General features: G+C 67.9%; 16 protein-coding genes. 8 read left to right on the forward strand and 8 right to left on the reverse strand.

Translation table 11 applies throughout. The annotated features are described in order from the left end of the window. Nucleotides 1-81 precede the first annotated feature (81 nt). Together IG08_RS0102590 and IG08_RS0102595 are read left to right on the forward strand one after the other, a co-directional pair. Nucleotides 82-894 carry a helix-turn-helix domain-containing protein gene (locus IG08_RS0102590; RefSeq protein ID WP_030595674.1) on the forward strand — a complete coding sequence of 271 codons (813 nt, stop codon included), beginning with the start codon at nt 82-84 and terminating at the stop codon, nt 892-894. Next, nucleotides 891-1073, forward strand: a complete 183-nt coding sequence (locus IG08_RS0102595) for a DUF397 domain-containing protein (protein WP_030595678.1) — start codon at nt 891-893, stop codon at nt 1071-1073. Before IG08_RS0102590 ends, IG08_RS0102595 begins: the two co-directional genes overlap by 4 nt. Here the strand turns inward: IG08_RS0102595 and IG08_RS0102600 are convergent. Continuing rightward, nucleotides 1070-1993 (reverse strand): nuclear transport factor 2 family protein, encoded by a 924-nt coding sequence (locus tag IG08_RS0102600; protein WP_030595680.1) that lies wholly within the window; start codon nt 1991-1993, stop codon nt 1070-1072. The two genes, IG08_RS0102595 and IG08_RS0102600, sit on opposite strands and share 4 nt — an antisense overlap. Nucleotides 1994-2115: 122 nt before the next feature. Between IG08_RS0102600 and IG08_RS0102605 the strand changes: the two genes are divergently transcribed. Further along, nucleotides 2116-3108, forward strand: a complete 993-nt coding sequence (locus tag IG08_RS0102605) for an aldo/keto reductase (RefSeq protein ID WP_030595682.1) — start codon at nt 2116-2118, stop codon at nt 3106-3108. Nucleotides 3109-3322: 214 nt separating this feature from the next. On the opposite strand, the gene thpR is transcribed toward IG08_RS0102605, so the two are convergent. Then, nucleotides 3323-3895 (reverse strand): RNA 2',3'-cyclic phosphodiesterase, encoded by a 573-nt coding sequence (gene thpR, locus IG08_RS0102610; protein WP_030595684.1) that lies wholly within the window; start codon nt 3893-3895, stop codon nt 3323-3325. A 113-nt stretch (nt 3896-4008) separates the two neighbouring features. Between thpR and IG08_RS0102615 the strand changes: the two genes are divergently transcribed. Both IG08_RS0102615 and IG08_RS0102620 read left to right on the forward strand, forming a co-directional pair. Further along, on the forward strand, nt 4009-4596 hold the full coding sequence (locus IG08_RS0102615; RefSeq protein WP_030595687.1) for a Uma2 family endonuclease: 588 nt from the start codon (nt 4009-4011) through the stop codon (nt 4594-4596). A 26-nt stretch (nt 4597-4622) separates the two neighbouring features. Further along, nucleotides 4623-5135 carry a GNAT family N-acetyltransferase gene (locus tag IG08_RS0102620; RefSeq protein ID WP_030595690.1) on the forward strand — a complete coding sequence of 171 codons (513 nt, stop codon included), beginning with the start codon at nt 4623-4625 and terminating at the stop codon, nt 5133-5135. A 26-nt stretch (nt 5136-5161) separates the two neighbouring features. On the opposite strand, the gene IG08_RS0102625 is transcribed toward IG08_RS0102620, so the two are convergent. Continuing rightward, complete coding sequence (locus tag IG08_RS0102625; RefSeq protein WP_030595693.1) at nt 5162-6436, reverse strand: MFS transporter; 1275 nt, start codon at nt 6434-6436, stop codon at nt 5162-5164. 107 nt (nt 6437-6543) lie between these two features. Next, the gene (locus IG08_RS0102630) at nt 6544-6981 is read right to left on the reverse strand and encodes a MarR family winged helix-turn-helix transcriptional regulator (RefSeq protein WP_030043600.1); all 438 of its coding nucleotides are present in this window, start codon (nt 6979-6981) and stop codon (nt 6544-6546) included. A 151-nt stretch (nt 6982-7132) separates the two neighbouring features. On the opposite strand from IG08_RS0102630, the gene IG08_RS0102635 reads away from it, so the two are divergent. Then, entirely contained in the window at nt 7133-7315 is a 183-nt protein-coding gene (locus IG08_RS0102635; RefSeq protein WP_010985327.1) for a ribbon-helix-helix protein, CopG family, read from the forward strand. A 12-nt stretch (nt 7316-7327) separates the two neighbouring features. Here IG08_RS0102635 and IG08_RS0102640 read toward each other — a convergent pair whose 3' ends face one another. After that, complete coding sequence (locus tag IG08_RS0102640; protein WP_030595699.1) at nt 7328-8722, reverse strand: NCS2 family permease; 1395 nt, start codon at nt 8720-8722, stop codon at nt 7328-7330. Nucleotides 8723-8835: 113 nt separating this feature from the next. Here IG08_RS0102640 and IG08_RS0102645 point away from each other — a divergent pair, with 113 nt between their 5' ends. After that, on the forward strand, nt 8836-9120 hold the full coding sequence (locus IG08_RS0102645; RefSeq protein ID WP_078655412.1) for a DUF2530 domain-containing protein: 285 nt from the start codon (nt 8836-8838) through the stop codon (nt 9118-9120). Nucleotides 9121-9233: 113 nt separating this feature from the next. Beyond that, on the forward strand, nt 9234-11630 hold the full coding sequence (locus IG08_RS0102650; RefSeq protein WP_030595702.1) for a cation-translocating P-type ATPase: 2397 nt from the start codon (nt 9234-9236) through the stop codon (nt 11628-11630). A 124-nt stretch (nt 11631-11754) separates the two neighbouring features. Here the strand turns inward: IG08_RS0102650 and IG08_RS0102655 are convergent, their stop codons facing one another. From IG08_RS0102655 to IG08_RS0102665, 3 genes are all read right to left on the reverse strand, one after another. Beyond that, nucleotides 11755-12591, reverse strand: a complete 837-nt coding sequence (locus tag IG08_RS0102655; RefSeq protein ID WP_030595704.1) for a hypothetical protein — start codon at nt 12589-12591, stop codon at nt 11755-11757. A 252-nt stretch (nt 12592-12843) separates the two neighbouring features. Then, the gene (locus IG08_RS0102660; protein WP_030595705.1) at nt 12844-13695 is read right to left on the reverse strand and encodes a hypothetical protein; all 852 of its coding nucleotides are present in this window, start codon (nt 13693-13695) and stop codon (nt 12844-12846) included. A gap of 58 nt (nt 13696-13753) precedes the next feature. Further along, entirely contained in the window at nt 13754-14533 is a 780-nt protein-coding gene (locus tag IG08_RS0102665; protein ID WP_030595707.1) for a hypothetical protein, read from the reverse strand. Between the last annotated feature and the right edge of the window lie 45 nt (nt 14534-14578).

Genomic DNA, 14578 nt, shown 5'->3' on the forward strand with positions numbered 1-14578 from the left:
CGCAAATGTTGCTGGTCGCTTACATACTGTGACCAGGGTTACGCAACGTCGGTGCGGGGCTGTGCAGTTGGGGAGGTCGGTGTGCACGGCAGTGAACGCGGGTCGGGGAACCTGAAGATGTTCGGCTCGTTGCTGCGCTTCTTCCGCGAGCGGGCGGGGATGACCCAGGAGGGGCTCGGCGGGTACGTCAAGTACTCCAAGTCCCAGGTGGCGATGGTGGAGCGGGGCGAACGGCCGCCCAAGGGAAGCTTCGTCGAAATCGCCGACGAGGTGCTGAGTGCACAAGGTGCACTTCTTAGCGCGGCGAAGGAGCTGAAGCTCAGCCGTTTCCCGTCATGGTTCGAGAACTACGCCGCGTTGGAAGCGGAAGCCGTCGCCATCTACATGTACGCCAACCACGTCATCCCCGGCCTGCTCCAGACCGAGGCGTACGGGCGGGCGACCTTCGACGTCCACTGCCCGCCCTTGGAGGACGAGGAGATCGAGGCCCGGCTGGCTGCCCGACTGGACCGACAGCAGGTCCTGAATCGCAAGCCCGCGCCCATCGTCGGCTTCGTGCTGGAAGAGCACGTTCTCAAGCGCCCTCTCGGTGGCAACCAAGCCCTCAAGGAGCAGCTGCGCCACATCCTCGACATCGGGACACGACGCAACGTCGAGATCCAGGTGATGCCGACGGACCAGGAGGTCCACGCGGGGCTGGACGGCCCGATGATCCTGCTGGAGACGAGCGAGCACCAGCAGATCGCCTACGTCGAGGGCCCGAGCAACGGCTACTTCATCAGCGAACAACCGGACTTGGGCAACATGTTCGCGCGATATGGCATTCTGCGGGCGCAGGCTCTCACCCCCGCGGAGTCGGCGAAACTGATCGACGAGGTGGCAGGCGGACTATGAGCACGGACCTGAACTGGTTCAAGAGCAGCTACAGCAGCGGCCAGGGCGGCGAGTGCCTGGAGATAGCACTCACCCCCACCACCATCCACATCCGCGACTCCAAGCACCCCGAGGCCACGACCCCCACCCTCACCGTCACCCCCACCACCTGGTCGACCTTCCTCGCGACCCTCTCCTAGAACATCCCGTTCCCGTTGGCGGAGCTCTCCGGTACGTCCTGCAGCACATCCCAGTGCTCGACGATCTTCCCGCCCCGCACCCGGAACAGATCGACGACTGCCTGCCCCCGCTCCCCCGGCGCATTGACGTAGTGGCTGTGGACCGCCACCAGGTCACCCTCGGCGATCACCCGCTTCCGTGAGACCGCCAGCTGCGGGAACGCCTCGAAGTACCCCCCGAGCCCCGCCTTCACGCCCGCCACCCCATCGGCAATACCAGGGTTGTGCTGGTGGTACTCGGACCCCCAGTACCGGTCGATCGCGGACAGGTCCTTCTTCACGAGCAGTTGGTCGAAGGCGGCGGTCACCAGCTTCTTGTTGTAGGCGGTGAGAAAGCCCGGCCCCGGCTGCGAGGTCTGCGGCCAACTCACGGTCGAGAACATGTCGTTGCCGTTGGCCGAACTCTCCGGCACGTTCTGCCCCGTGTCCCAGTGCTCGGCGATCTTCCCGCCCTGGAACCGGAAGATGTCGAAGACGGCGGAGCCGCGCGTGCCCGGCGTCAGCACCACGTTGGAGTGCACCAGCACGAGGTCGCCGTCGGAGATCACCCGCTTGATGTCGTACACCGCATCCGGGAACTGCGCGTGCACAGACGTCGCCAGCCCCTTCAGGGTCTCCGCCCCGTCCGCGGCGAACGGGTTGTGCTGGATGTAGTCCGACCGTACGTAGCGGTCGACGACGGCGGTGTCGCCCTGCTCGAAGACGCCCTTGAGGACACGGGCGGCGACCGCCTTCTGGTAGCCGAGGCGAGCGGAGTCGTCGGCATAACCGGCGGATGCCGCGTGCGGCGCCGCGACGGCGGGTATCGCGGCCGCGCCCAGCAACGCGACGGAGGCCATGACGGCGACAACTGCCCTGCGGGCAGGCGTGGTGGGGGGCATGGGACTCTCTTCCTAAGAACATTGAAAGTTCAAGCTCACACTTCCCACAGGAAAGCACTAACTGTCGGTTAGCGTCAAGATCCCTTGCTTCGAGCGCACTCCAGGACGTTGGCTTGGTAGTCATGAAGTACACGCAGCTCGGACGCACCGGACTCAAGGTCAGCCGACTCGTCCTCGGCACCATGAACTTCGGCCCGCAGACCGACGAAGCCGACTCCCACGCGATCATGGACTCGGCGCTCGGCGCGGGCATCAACTTCGTCGACACGGCCAACGTGTACGGCTGGGGCGAGAACAAGGGCCGTACCGAAGAGATCATCGGCAACTGGTTCGCCAAGGGAGGCGAGCGCCGCGACAAGGTCGTGCTCGCCACCAAGGTGTACGGGAACATGGCCGGCGACGGCCCCTCCTGGCCCAACCACGACAAGCTCTCCGCGCTCAACATCCGGCGCGCGGTCGACGCCAGCCTGAAGCGGCTGCAGACCGACTACATCGACGTCTACCAGTTCCACCACGTCGACCGCGCCACTCCCTTCGAGGAGATCTGGCAGGCGATCGACGTCCTCATCCAGCAGGGCAAGATCCTGTACGTCGGGTCCTCCAACTTCCCCGGTTACAAGATCGCCCAGGCCAACGAGATCGCGGCGAAGCGCGGCGGCACCATCGGCCTCGTCAGCGAGCAGTGCCTCTACAACCTCGCCGAGCGCCGCGCCGAGATGGAGGTCATCCCGGCCGCGCAGGAGTACGGGCTCGGGGTCATCCCCTGGTCGCCGCTGCAGGGCGGACTGCTCGGCGGGGTCATCAAGAAGCAGGTCGAGGGCGGCCGCCGCGCCTCCGGCCGGGCCGCCGACACGCTCGCCGACCCCACCTCACGCGCCCAGATCCAGGCGTACGAGGACCTGCTCGACAAGCACGGCCTCGAGCCTGGCGACACCGCACTGGCCTGGCTGCTCACCCGCCCCGGCGTGACCGGCCCGATCGTGGGCCCGCGTACGGCAGAGCAGCTCGACTCGGCGATCCGGGCGGTCGACCTGGACCTGAGCGAGGAACTCCTGACCTCGCTGGACGAGATCTTCCCGGGCCCAGGCCCCTCTCCTGAGGCATTTGCCTGGTAGTAACGCCCTTAGGGGCGGCGGGGCTGCATTCGATATGCGGCTCCGCCGCGTGGGCGCGACCAGCCACAGACGGCCCGCACTCGGCAACGAACGCGCAGTTCCCCAGCCGGCCCTCTACCCGCCGAGCGCCGCAGCCAACGCAACGACGACGAACATCAGCACAAGCACACCGGCCATGATCCGGTTCCGGGTTTTCGGGTCCACATACCCGAGCCTAACCGGCCCCGCCCAGCGCCCAGCGAGCGACCACCTCATACCGCGGCTGCTCCCCCGGCACCCCCGACCTCGGCAGGTTGCTGCGCACCAGCGCCAGCTCGTCCACCGTCCAGGTGCGGCTGGTGAACCCGTCCAGGGCCCGGACATACGGCTGTACGTCCACGTCCTCCCGGCTGCGCGCCACCGTCAGGTGGGCCTTGTACCGCCGGTGCTCCCCCATCGCCACCCCCGCCTTCCGCGCCGCCGCCTCCGCACGGTCGGCCAGCAGCCGCAGCGCCGGCAGATCGCCGGAGGCCCCCGCCCACAGCGCCCGCCCATGCCCGAACTGCCCACCGCCACGCACCGCCAGCTCAAAAGCAGCGGCACGGCGCGCCGCCCGCTCCAGCCGCACCGACAGATCCGCTACGACGTCCTCCTCCACCTCACCGTAGAACGCGAGGGTGAAGTGCCACCCGGGGCGCCCCGTCCAGCGCAGCCCGTCCGCGCCGGGCAGCTTCCTCAACTCGGCGACCTCCAGGGCAAGTTCCCCGGCCACATCCTCAGGCGGCAGCACGGCGGCGAAGAGTCTCATGAGGCCAGTCTGCCGCCGTGCCCTTGTGTACCTGAGCGTGACCCGGTCACCGTGCGTATCGTTGTACTGCGCGGCTGTGCTCGAACGAGTCTCGGCCGGGGAGGAGCGCCACGATGACCGTCCTTGAAGACAGGATCGAGATGGCCGAGAGCAGCGGCGAACCCACGCTCGACGCGATGTTCGAGTGGCTGGAGAAGATGCCCGTCCCCGAGGGAACCAAGGTCGAGATCGTCGGGGGGAACATCTTCATGTCACCGCAGCGCCGCACGCACTGGCAGATCATCTTCGACGTCCTCGACCAGCTGCGCGCCCGGTATCCGAGGCAGCGCCTGATGTCCGATGTCCGCATCGACTTCCCCGGGCGTCTCAACGGGTTCGCGTGCGACGTGGCGGCCCTCGCGGAGGGCTTCGAGGCGGGCGACAAGGGACGGCTGCGGTATCAGGACATCGAGTTCGTCGCCGAGGTGATCTCCAAGGACACCGGCCGCAACGACTACGAGCCCAAGAAGGCGGTGTACGCCGCCGCCGAGGTGCCGGTGTACCTGATCGTGGACCCGTACACGGGCCAGTGGCACCTGCACACCCTGCCGAAGGACGGCGAGTACCGGGGAACGCTCAGCCTCGACTTCGGTGACGAGATCGACCTGACCGGAACGGTCGTCGACCTGGTCATCAAGACCGAGGAGTTCCCCCGCGACTGACGCGGAGATTCGCCTAGGGTCCCCCCATGGCAATCATCGACATCAGGGAAGGCGGGCCCGACGACATCCCCGCGATACTCAACATGCTCGACAGCAGTGTGGAGTGGCTGGTCGCGCAGGGGCGGACCGGGCAGTGGGGCAGCACCCCCTGGTCGGCCAGTCCGAGGGCCGTGGAGGTGGTGACCAAGTACGTCACCCAGGGCGCCCCCTACATCGCCGAGTTCGACGGCGTCCCGGCGGGGACCCTGACCCTCACCGACGGGCCCGGGCCGGGCCTGGCGCCCGTGGACGAACCCGAGCGGTACATCCACGTCCTCGCCTCCGAGCGACGCTTCAAGGGCCATGGCGTCGGCTCCGCGCTGCTCGCGCACGCCGTCGAGGAGACCCGGCGGGCGGGCGTCTCGCTGCTGCGGGTGGACTGCTACGCCGGTGACGACGGCAAGCTCGTCCGCTACTACGAGAGCCACGGTTTCGTCCGTACGGAGGCCTTCACGGGGATCGACGAGTGGCCGGGACAGATCCTGGCCCGGAGGGTGTGACCCTCCGGGCCAGGCATGAGGTCAGGTCAGGCCGCCGTAGCCAACTGCTCCTGCGCCTCCCGCGGCACGAACCGCACCCGCGGGTGGCCGCGGTTCCAGCCGACCGACAGCCGCAGGTTGCCGACGCGGGCCAGGACCAGGCCGATGGTCACGGCCGCGACAGCCGAGATGGCGCCGCCTGCCGCGATGCCCGCCCGGACGCCGTAGGCATCCGTGATCCAGCCGGCGATCGGCGCGCCCACCGGCGCGCCGCCCATGAACACCATCATGTAGAGGGCCATCACGCGGCCCCGCATGGCCGGGTCGGTGCTCATCTGGACGCTGCTGTTCGCGGTGACGTTGACCGTCATGCCGAACATGCCGATCGGGACCATGAGCAGGGCGAACAGCCACAGGGAAGGAGCGATCGACGCCACGATCTCCATCGTGCCGAAGGCCACCGCCCCCGCGACCAGCACCCGCATCCGGGCCGTGCCGCGCCGGGCCGCGAGCAGGGCGCCCGCCAGGGAGCCGACCGCCATCAGCGTGTTGAAGAGGCTGTAGGAACCCGCGCCCGCGTGGAAGACGTCGTCGGCGAAGGCCGAGAGGTAGACGGGGAAGTTGAAGCCGAAGGTGCTGACGAACCCGACCAGGACGATCGTCCAGATCAGCTCGGGGCGCCCGGCCACGTATTGCAGGCCCTCCCGCAGCTGGCCCTTGCCGCGCGGGGTCCGCTCGACGGCGTGCAGTTCACGCGAGCGCATCATCAGCAGGCCGACGAGGGGCGCGACGAAGGACAAGCCGTTGAAGAGGAACGCCCAGCCGGTGCCGACACCGGTGATCATCACGCCGGCCACGGCGGGACCGACCAGCCGGGCCGACTGGAAGTTCGCGGAGTTCATGCTGACCGCGTTCTGCAGCTGGTCCGGGCCGACCATCTCGGAGACGAAGGTCTGGCGGGCCGGGTTGTCGACGACGGTCGCGAGGCCCACGGCGAAGGCGGCGACGTAGACGTGCCAGACCTGGACGTGGCCGGAGAGGGTGAGGACGGCGAGCGCGATGCCGGTGACGGCCATCGAGGACTGCGTGAACAGCAGCGTGCGGCGCTTGGGCAGACGGTCGACGAGGACGCCGCCGTAGAGGCCGAAGAGAAGCATCGGCAGGAACTGCAGGGCCGTCGTGACGCCGACGGCGGTGGCGGAGCCGGTGAGGCTGAGCACCAGCCAGTCCTGGGCGATGCGCTGCATCCAGGTGCCGATGTTGGAGACGACCTGGCCCATGAAGAACAGGCGGTAGTTCCTGACCTTCAGGGAGCTGAACATGGACGAGCGTTTGGGACGGGGAGGGGACAGGGAATCGTGGGTGGTCGGTGCGGGGGCGGAGTCTGCTCCGGGTCCCGAACTCAAAAGGGTCGCCTCCTCTTTGTGGCCTAAAGGTGTGCGAGCTTCTCCAGCACAGGGGCGGCGGCGCGCAGTTTCGCCCACTCGTCCTCGTCGAGGCCGTCGACCAGGGTGGCCAGGAAGGCGTTCCGCTTGGCGCGGCTCTCCGCGAGCATGGCCTCGGCCTGCTCGGTCTTCGTGACGACCTTCTGGCGCCGGTCCTCGGGATGCGGCTCCAGGCGGACCAGGCCCTTGGCCTCCAGCAGCGCCACGATGCGGGTCATCGAGGGCGGCTGGACGTGCTCCTTGCGGGCGAGCTCGCCCGGGGTGGCCTTGCCGCAGAGGGACAGGGTGCCGAGCACCGACATCTCGGTGGGGCTCAGCGACTCGTCGACCCGCTGGTGCTTGAGCCGACGGGACAGCCGCATCACGGCGGAGCGAAGGGAGTTCACGGCGGCAGCGTCGTCGCCATGGGTAAGGTCCGGCATCTCCTTAGGGTAACTCATTACTCTCGCTAAACAAGCTGGTACGCACGGCGATTCCCGTGACACAGGCCACTGAAACCAGATCGTCACTCGTACGAGTGAGTCGGCAGCAGAAAGTGAACGCCGTCCCCCCATCCCCCGGACCCTCGTGTTCATGGGGACAAGCGTGCTCAGCCTGCGGATAGACGGGGAGCTGCTCGAGCGGCTCCGACACCATGCGGCGAAAAGGGGAATGAGCGTCCAGGACTATGTGGTCCGAACGCTCATCCGGGACGACTTCGACGAGCGGTTCCAGGCCGCCGTCGACGAGACGGAGAAGTTCTACGGGGTCACGTGAGGCCCCTCTGGATCACGTGAGGCCGAGGGCCGGCATCAGGTAGTAGAAGCCGAACACCGCCGCGACGACGTACATCGCCACCGGGATCTCCCGGCCGCGTCCGGCCGCCAGGCGCAGGATCACGAAGGTGATGAAGCCCATGCCGATGCCGTTGGTGATCGAGTAGGTGAACGGCATCATCACCATCGTGATGAAGGCCGGGATGGCGATGGTGTGGTCGGCCCAGTCGATCTCCTTGACCGAGCCGGCCAGGATCAGGAAGCCGACCGCGAGCAGGGCCGGGGTGGCCGCCTGGGACGGGACCATCGTGGCGACCGGCGTGAGGAACAGCGCGACGGCGAAGAGGCCGCCCGTGACGACGTTCGCGAAGCCGGTGCGGGCGCCCTCGCCGACGCCGGCCGTGGACTCCACGAAGGCGGTGGTGGCCGAGGAGGAGCTGGCGCCGCCGGCCGCGACCGCGAGGCCGTCGACGAAGAGGACCTTGTTGATGCCGGGCATCTGACCCTGGGCGTCGGTCAGCTTGGCCTCGTCGCTGACGCCCATGATCGTGCCCATCGCGTCGAAGAAGCACGACAGCAGCACGGTGAAGACGAAGAGGACGCCGGTCAGCACGCCGACCTTCTCGAAGCCGCCGAAGAGGCTGACCTTGCCGAGCAGACCGAAGTCGGGGGTGGCGACGGGGTTGCCGGGCCACTTGGGGGTGGTCAGACCCCAGCTGGGGATCGTCGCGACCGCGTTGATGATCACCGCGAGGACCGTCATCGTGACGATCGAGATCAGGATCGCGCCGGAGACCTTGCGGACGATGAGCGCGAGGGTGAGCAGGGCGCCGAGGATGAAGACGAGGACCGGCCAGCCGTTGAGGTGACCGTCGGCGCCGAGCTGGAGCGGGACGGTGGTCTGCGCGGCGTCCGGGATGCGGCTGATGAAGCCGGAGTCGACGAGGCCGATCAGCATGATGAACAGGCCGATACCGATGCTGATCGCCTTGCGGAGGCCAAAGGGGACGGCGTTCATGACGCGCTCGCGCAGACCGGTGGCGACGAGCAGCATCACGATGAAGCCGGCCAGCACCACCATGCCCATGGCGTCCGGCCAGGACATCCGCGGGGCGAGCTGGAGGGCGACAACCGAGTTCACACCCAGACCGGCGGCGAGGGCGATCGGCACGTTGCCGACGACACCCATCAGGAGCGTGGTGAACGCGGCTGTCACGGCCGTGGCCGTGACCAGCTGGCCGTTGTCCAGCTGGTGTCCGTACATGTCCTTCGCGCTGCCCAGGATGATCGGGTTCAGCACGATGATGTAGGCCATCGCGAAGAAGGTGGCGAAACCGCCGCGGACCTCGCGGGCGAGAGTACTGCCCCGCTCCGAGATCTTGAAGTAGCGGTCGAGAGCGATGGGCATTGGATGTTCCTACGATCAGAAGTGGACAGACACAAACCGTTTCAGTATGAACGTATGGGTCCGTGGATCGCCATCTCCGCGCGTAGATGTGATCGCCTCGTAAGCTGTCCTCCATGGCCGTGTTTTCATCGGGATCACCCAAGCACGAGGCGCCGGAGCCCCTGGAGGGCCCCGTGGTCGCCACCGTCGTCGGCGGCACGATCCTGTGGTTCGTCCTCTTCCTGGTCCAGCTTCCCTTCTACGGCTGGTTCGACGACCACGGCCACACGTGGTGGGTCTGGACCTGCCTGGCCGGGGCCGGGCTGGGGCTGATCGGCATCTGGTACGTCCGGAAGAGGGACGCGGCCATCAAGAGGGCGGCGGCGCAGGAGGCCGGCGAGACGCCTGCTGCGGAGTAAGGGGAACCCCCTACAACCACGGCACCACTCGACCCGGCCGGGCCTCCTCCCCAGGTCGGAACTTCCGCCCACTCGGCGGGTGAAGCCGCAAAACCGCACGTACCGTCGAATGCATGACGCACATCGACGCGGGCGCCGAACTCGATCCTGTGCACCCCGCCCCGGTGCGGCTCCCGGCCACGACCGGGCTGACCGCCGCCGAGGTCGCGGAGCGGGTCGCGCTCGGACAGGTCAACGACGTGCCGGTGCGCAGCAGCCGGTCCACCGTCGAGATCATCCGCGCGAACGTGTTCACCCGGTTCAACGCGATCATCGGTGTGCTCTGGCTGGTCATGCTGTTCGTGGCGCCCTTCCAGGACAGCCTGTTCGGGTACGTGATCATCGCCAACACCGGCATCGGCATCATCCAGGAGTGGCGGGCGAAGAAGACCCTCGACTCCCTCGCGGTGATCGGCGAGTCCCGGCCGACCGTGCGCCGGGACGGCGTCGCCACCGGGATCAGCACGTCCGGGATCGTGCTGGACGACCTGATCGAGATCGGGCCCGGCGACAAGGTCGTCGTGGACGGAGTGTGCGTCGAGGCCGACGGGCTGGAGATCGACGAGTCGCTGCTCACGGGTGAGGCCGACCCCGTCGTGAAGCGGCCGGGGGACGAGGTCATGTCGGGCAGCTTCGTCGTCGCCGGCGGGGGCGCCTTCAAGGCCACCAAGGTGGGCCGCGAGGCCTACGCCGCCCAACTGGCCGAGGAGGCCTCCCGCTTCACGCTCGTCCACTCCGAGCTGCGCTCCGGCATCTCCACGATCCTCAAGTACGTGACGTGGATGATGGTCCCGACCGCGATCGGCCTGGTCATCAGCCAGCTGGTCGTGAAGGACAACGACCTCAAGGACTCCATCGCGCGGACGGTGGGCGGGATCGTGCCCATGGTCCCCGAAGGGCTCGTGCTCCTCACCTCCGTCGCCTTCGCGATCGGCGTCATCCGGCTTGGCCGAAAACAGTGCCTGGTTCAGGAACTTCCGGCCATCGAGGGTCTCGCCCGCGTCGACACCGTCTGCCTCGACAAGACGGGCACCCTCACCGAGGGCGGCATGGACGTCACCGAACTCAGGCCGCTGCAGGGCGCCGACGAGTCGTACGTCCGCAAAGTGCTCGGCGCCCTCGGCGAGTCCGACCCGCGTCCGAACGCCTCCCTCCAGGCGATCATCGACGTCTACCCGGACGTCGAGGACTGGCGCTGCACCGAGTCGCTCCCCTTCTCCTCCGCCCGCAAGTACAGCGGCGCCTCCTTCAGCGAGGGGAACGGCGAGTCCAGTACGTGGCTGCTCGGAGCCCCCGACGTCCTGCTGGCCGACGACGATCCCGCCCTCGCCGAGACCGGTCGGCTGAACGAGCAGGGGCTGCGGGTGCTGCTGCTCGTGCGGGCCGCCGGGGACCTCGACGATCCCGAGGTCGCCAAGGGAGCCCGGCCCACCGCCCTCGTCGTACTGGAACAGCGGCTGCGGCCGGACGCGGGCGACACCCTGCGCTACTTCGCCGAGCAGGACGTCCACGCCAAGGTCATCTCCGGGGACAACGCGGTGTCGGTGGGGGCCGTCGCCGCCAAGCTCGGGCTCAACGGCAGCGTGGTGGACGCACGCCGGCTCCCCGCGGACCAGGACGGGATGGCGCGGTCCCTCGACGAGGGCACGGTGTTCGGGCGGGTCACCCCGCAGCAGAAGCGGGACATGGTGGGCGCGCTGCAGTCCGGCGGGCACACGGTCGCGATGACCGGCGACGGTGTGAACGACGTGCTGGCGTTGAAGGACGCCGACATCGGGGTGTCGATGGGGTCCGGGTCCGAGGCGACCCGTGCGGTCGCGCAGATCGTGCTGCTCAACAACAGCTTCGCGACGCTGCCGTCCGTCGTCGCCGAGGGGCGACGGGTCATCGGGAACATCACCCGGGTCGCGACCCTGTTCCTGGTGAAGACCGTGTACTCGGTGCTGCTGGCGATCCTGGTGGTGTGCTGGCAGGTGGAATACCCGTTCCTGCCACGGCACTTGACTTTGCTGTCGACGCTGACCATCGGCGTCCCGGCCTTCTTCCTCGCCCTCGCGCCCAACAAGGAACGGGCCAGGCCCCATTTCGTGCGGCGGGTCATGCGGTACTCGATCCCCGGTGGGGTGGTGGCCGCGGTGGCGACCTTCGCCACGTATCTGATCGCCCGTCACCACTACACCGGAGACGGGGCGTTGGACGCCGAGACCAGCGCCGCCACGTTGACGCTGTTCCTGATCTCGATGTGGGTGCTGGCGATCATCGCCCGGCCGTACACCTGGTGGCGTCTCGCCCTGGTCGCGACGATGGGCGCCGGGTTCCTGGTGGTGCTGATCGTGCCGTGGCTGCAGGACTTCTTCGCGCTGAAGCTGGTCGGGGTGACGATGCCGTGGATCGCGGTGGGCATTTCGGTGGTGGCGGCGGCCACCCTGGAGTTGTTGTGGAAATGGGTCGACCGCCGCGTTCCCGCTTAGCGCTGGGCTTCAGTCACGACGCGTCCTGATGAGTGTCGCCTGCAGGTGCGTCGTGGCTGGTCGCGCCCACGCGGCGGAGCCGCAAATTGATACAGCCCCGCGCCCCTGAAAACAGGGCGTTCGTCTACTGCACGTCGACGTAGTCACCCGTCGCAGTGGCCGTGCTGGTCGTCGGGCTGCCCGCGAAGGCGAAGCGGTAGTAGCCGTCGGCCGACGCGGTCGTCGTGGTCTTCAGGGTGCCTGTCGAGGTCGAGTAGATGCCCTTCAGGGTGGTGTAGGTGGTGGTCCCCTTCTTGCGGAACTGCAGCTTCACCGGCTGGCTGGCGTAGCCCGCGTACGTGTTGGTGTCCCAGTTGGCGCGGGACAGCTTGCCGGTGACCGTGATGGTCTTGCCCTTCGTCACCGGCTCCGGCGAGGCGTTGACCGTCAGCTTTGCCAGGCGCAGCACCTTGGTGGTGGCCAGGCCGCCCTGGTCCTTGTAGCCGACCTTGCTGAGGTCGATGCTGCTGCCGCTCGGGTCCTGGCCGTTGAAGGCGGTGGCGTCGGCGCCGGCCTTCCAGGTGCCGGCGTCCGCGCTGGTGGGGTCGTCGTCGGTCGGGTAGATGTCGATCGTGCCGGTGCAGGTGGCGGTCGTGGCGTCCACGGCGGTGCAGGTGGCGAAGTCGTCGCCGAACAGCTGGGGGGTGCTGTCGTCGCCGAAGGTGCCGCGGTAGAGGAACGGCTCGGTGTAGAAGTCGTCCGCGGTGATGTCCACGCCGGAGCCGTGGGTCAGCGTGTAGCTGACCTTGGTGCTGACCTCCGCGCTGGCCCCGACCTTGATCGACGTGGCGACCTTGAAGTTGGAGAAGCTGACGTCCAGCGTGTACGGGGTGCCGGAGTCGGCGGCCTGCGCGGCCGGCACGGCGAGAGCGGAGAGGGCCAGGGCGCCGGAGACGGCGGCCACGGTGGCACGTATGCGCATGTGCGTTTCCCCAGGGGGAGAAGTGATCTAGGAGTCTGTTGACTCACGGGATCTGATCCCTGACGGGCGCGGCTGGTTGTAGCGCCGGACGCTGATTTGGAGTGCGGGATACCAACTCCTTGCGAACCGCCCCGAATGCCAACAGCGGGCGATGGAAACGGAAAGAGCCGGCCCCGGATGCTCCCGGGACCGGCCCTCGCGCGCCGTGCGTCGTTACGTCACGTCGTCACTTCACGTCGTTACTTCACGTCGTTAATTCACGTCGACGAAGTCACCCGCGGCGTTGACCGCCGGGGTGGTCGAGGTGCCCGCGAAGGCGAAGCGGTAGTAGCCGTCGGCCGACGCGGTCGTCGTCGTCTTCAGCTCACCCTTCGTGTTGGTGTTGATGCCCTTCACGTTGGTGTAGGTGCTGGCGCTCTTCTTGCGGAACTGCAGCACCACCTTCTGGGTCGAGTAACCGGTGTAGGTGCCGGTCTCCCAGTTGGCGCGGGACAGCTTGCCCGTGACCGTGATGGTCTTGCCCTTCTTCACCGGCTCCGGCGAGGCGTTGACCGTCAGCTTCGAGGCGCGCTGGACCTTGGTGGTCGAGTAGAAGTCGTCCCAGAAGATGCTCTCGTCACCCGCGAGGGCACCGGCCGTCACGTGCCAGGTACCGGCCAGGGCGTTCGCGTACAGGTCGCTGCCCGGGTAGACCGTGACGGTCAGCTTGCAGTTCGAGGTCGTGGCGTCCACGGCGGTGCAGGTCGCGGCGCCCTCGTTCGGCGGGATCCAGCCGTCGACGTTGTCGAGGTCCTTGCCGTGCCACAGGTCGATGTAGGCGTCCAGGATGCCCGTGGAGTGGCTGGCGGTCAGCGACACGTTGTAGGTCTTGACGGTCGTGGTGCCGATGACGAGGTTCTTGCCGGAGTTGACCTTGACGTTGGAGACGACCGGCAGTTCCTCCGCGGCCGCGGTGACGCCGGACGCCGCCTTGGCCGGGGAGGTGCCGAAGCGCTCCGCCGCGCTCGGCTTGTCGAAGCTCGTGTCGGCCTGCGCGGCCGGCACGGCGAGGGCGGAAAGGGCCAGGGCGCCGGAGACGGCGGCCACGGTGGCACGAATACGCATGCGTTCCTCTGTATTCCTCGGTGGGAAGGGGGAAAAGAAAGAGAGAAGAGGGAGAGGCTTACTTCACGTCGATGAAGTCACCCGTGGCGTTGACCGCCGGGGTGGTCGCGCTGCCCGCGAAGCTGTAGCGGTAGTAGCCGTCGGCGGACGCGGTCGTCGTGGTCTTCAGCTCACCCGTCGAGTTCGACTTGATGGTCTTGACCGTGGTGTAGGTGCTGGAGCTCTTCTTGCGGAACTGCAGCTTCACCGACTGGCTCGCGTAACCGGAGTATTTGTTGGCGTCCCAGTTGGCGCGGGTCAGCTTGCCCGTGACCGTGATGGTCTTGCCCTTCTTCACCGGCTCCGGCGCGGCGTTGGCCGTCAGCTTCGAGGCGCGCTGGAGCTTGAAGGTCTTGGCGTTGTCCTTCTGGACGTGGTCGGCGTCCTTGCCGGAGGCGATCGTCCAGACCTTCCAGGTGCCGGCGACCGCGTTGATCGCGTTGCTGCCCGGAATGAGGTCGTACGTCGCCTTGCAGGTCGACGTGGTGGCGTCGACGACCGTGCACTTGGAGTAGTAGTCGCTGGTGTTGGCCAGGGCGGCACTGTCGGCCGAGTCGAAGTCCGCGCCGTGCCACAGGATGGCCATGGCCGAGTCGACGCCCGAGTCGTCCTTGACGGTGAAGCTGACGGTGATGGTCTTCGTCGCGGTCGACCCGACGACGACCGGCTTGCCCCCGTTCACCACGATGTTCGAGATCGTGGTGTCCCCGTCGATCGTGTCGGCCTGCGCGGCCGGCACGGCGAGGGCGGAGAGGGCGAGGGCGCCGATGACGGCAGCCCCGGTGGTGCGCATACGCATGCTGCGATCCCCGTGGTGACAGGGGCCCCGACGCCGGTCGTCCAC

It is taken from the genome of Streptomyces fulvoviolaceus, from assembly GCF_000718165.1.
GTDB lineage: Bacteria > Actinomycetota > Actinomycetes > Streptomycetales > Streptomycetaceae > Streptomyces > Streptomyces fulvoviolaceus.

Excerpts from the sequence above, each read along its gene's own strand:
- IG08_RS0102595 (WP_030595678.1), top strand. The coding sequence starts at position 891 with ATGAGCACGGACCTGAACTGGTTCAAGAGCAGCTACAGCAGCGGCCAG.
- IG08_RS0102600 (WP_030595680.1), bottom strand. The coding sequence starts at position 1,993 with ATGCCCCCCACCACGCCTGCCCGCAGGGCAGTTGTCGCCGTCATGGCC.
- IG08_RS0102605 (WP_030595682.1), top strand. The coding sequence starts at position 2,116 with ATGAAGTACACGCAGCTCGGACGCACCGGACTCAAGGTCAGCCGACTC.
- thpR (WP_030595684.1), bottom strand. The coding sequence starts at position 3,895 with ATGAGACTCTTCGCCGCCGTGCTGCCGCCTGAGGATGTGGCCGGGGAA.
- IG08_RS0102615 (WP_030595687.1), top strand. The coding sequence starts at position 4,009 with ATGACCGTCCTTGAAGACAGGATCGAGATGGCCGAGAGCAGCGGCGAA.
- IG08_RS0102620 (WP_030595690.1), top strand. The coding sequence starts at position 4,623 with ATGGCAATCATCGACATCAGGGAAGGCGGGCCCGACGACATCCCCGCG.
- IG08_RS0102625 (WP_030595693.1), bottom strand. The coding sequence starts at position 6,436 with ATGTTCAGCTCCCTGAAGGTCAGGAACTACCGCCTGTTCTTCATGGGC.
- IG08_RS0102630 (WP_030043600.1), bottom strand. The coding sequence starts at position 6,981 with ATGCCGGACCTTACCCATGGCGACGACGCTGCCGCCGTGAACTCCCTT.
- IG08_RS0102635 (WP_010985327.1), top strand. The coding sequence starts at position 7,133 with ATGGGGACAAGCGTGCTCAGCCTGCGGATAGACGGGGAGCTGCTCGAG.
- IG08_RS0102640 (WP_030595699.1), bottom strand. The coding sequence starts at position 8,722 with ATGCCCATCGCTCTCGACCGCTACTTCAAGATCTCGGAGCGGGGCAGT.
- IG08_RS0102645 (WP_078655412.1), top strand. The coding sequence starts at position 8,836 with ATGGCCGTGTTTTCATCGGGATCACCCAAGCACGAGGCGCCGGAGCCC.
- IG08_RS0102650 (WP_030595702.1), top strand. The coding sequence starts at position 9,234 with ATGACGCACATCGACGCGGGCGCCGAACTCGATCCTGTGCACCCCGCC.
- IG08_RS0102655 (WP_030595704.1), bottom strand. The coding sequence starts at position 12,591 with ATGCGCATACGTGCCACCGTGGCCGCCGTCTCCGGCGCCCTGGCCCTC.
- IG08_RS0102660 (WP_030595705.1), bottom strand. The coding sequence starts at position 13,695 with ATGCGTATTCGTGCCACCGTGGCCGCCGTCTCCGGCGCCCTGGCCCTT.
- IG08_RS0102665 (WP_030595707.1), bottom strand. The coding sequence starts at position 14,533 with ATGCGTATGCGCACCACCGGGGCTGCCGTCATCGGCGCCCTCGCCCTC.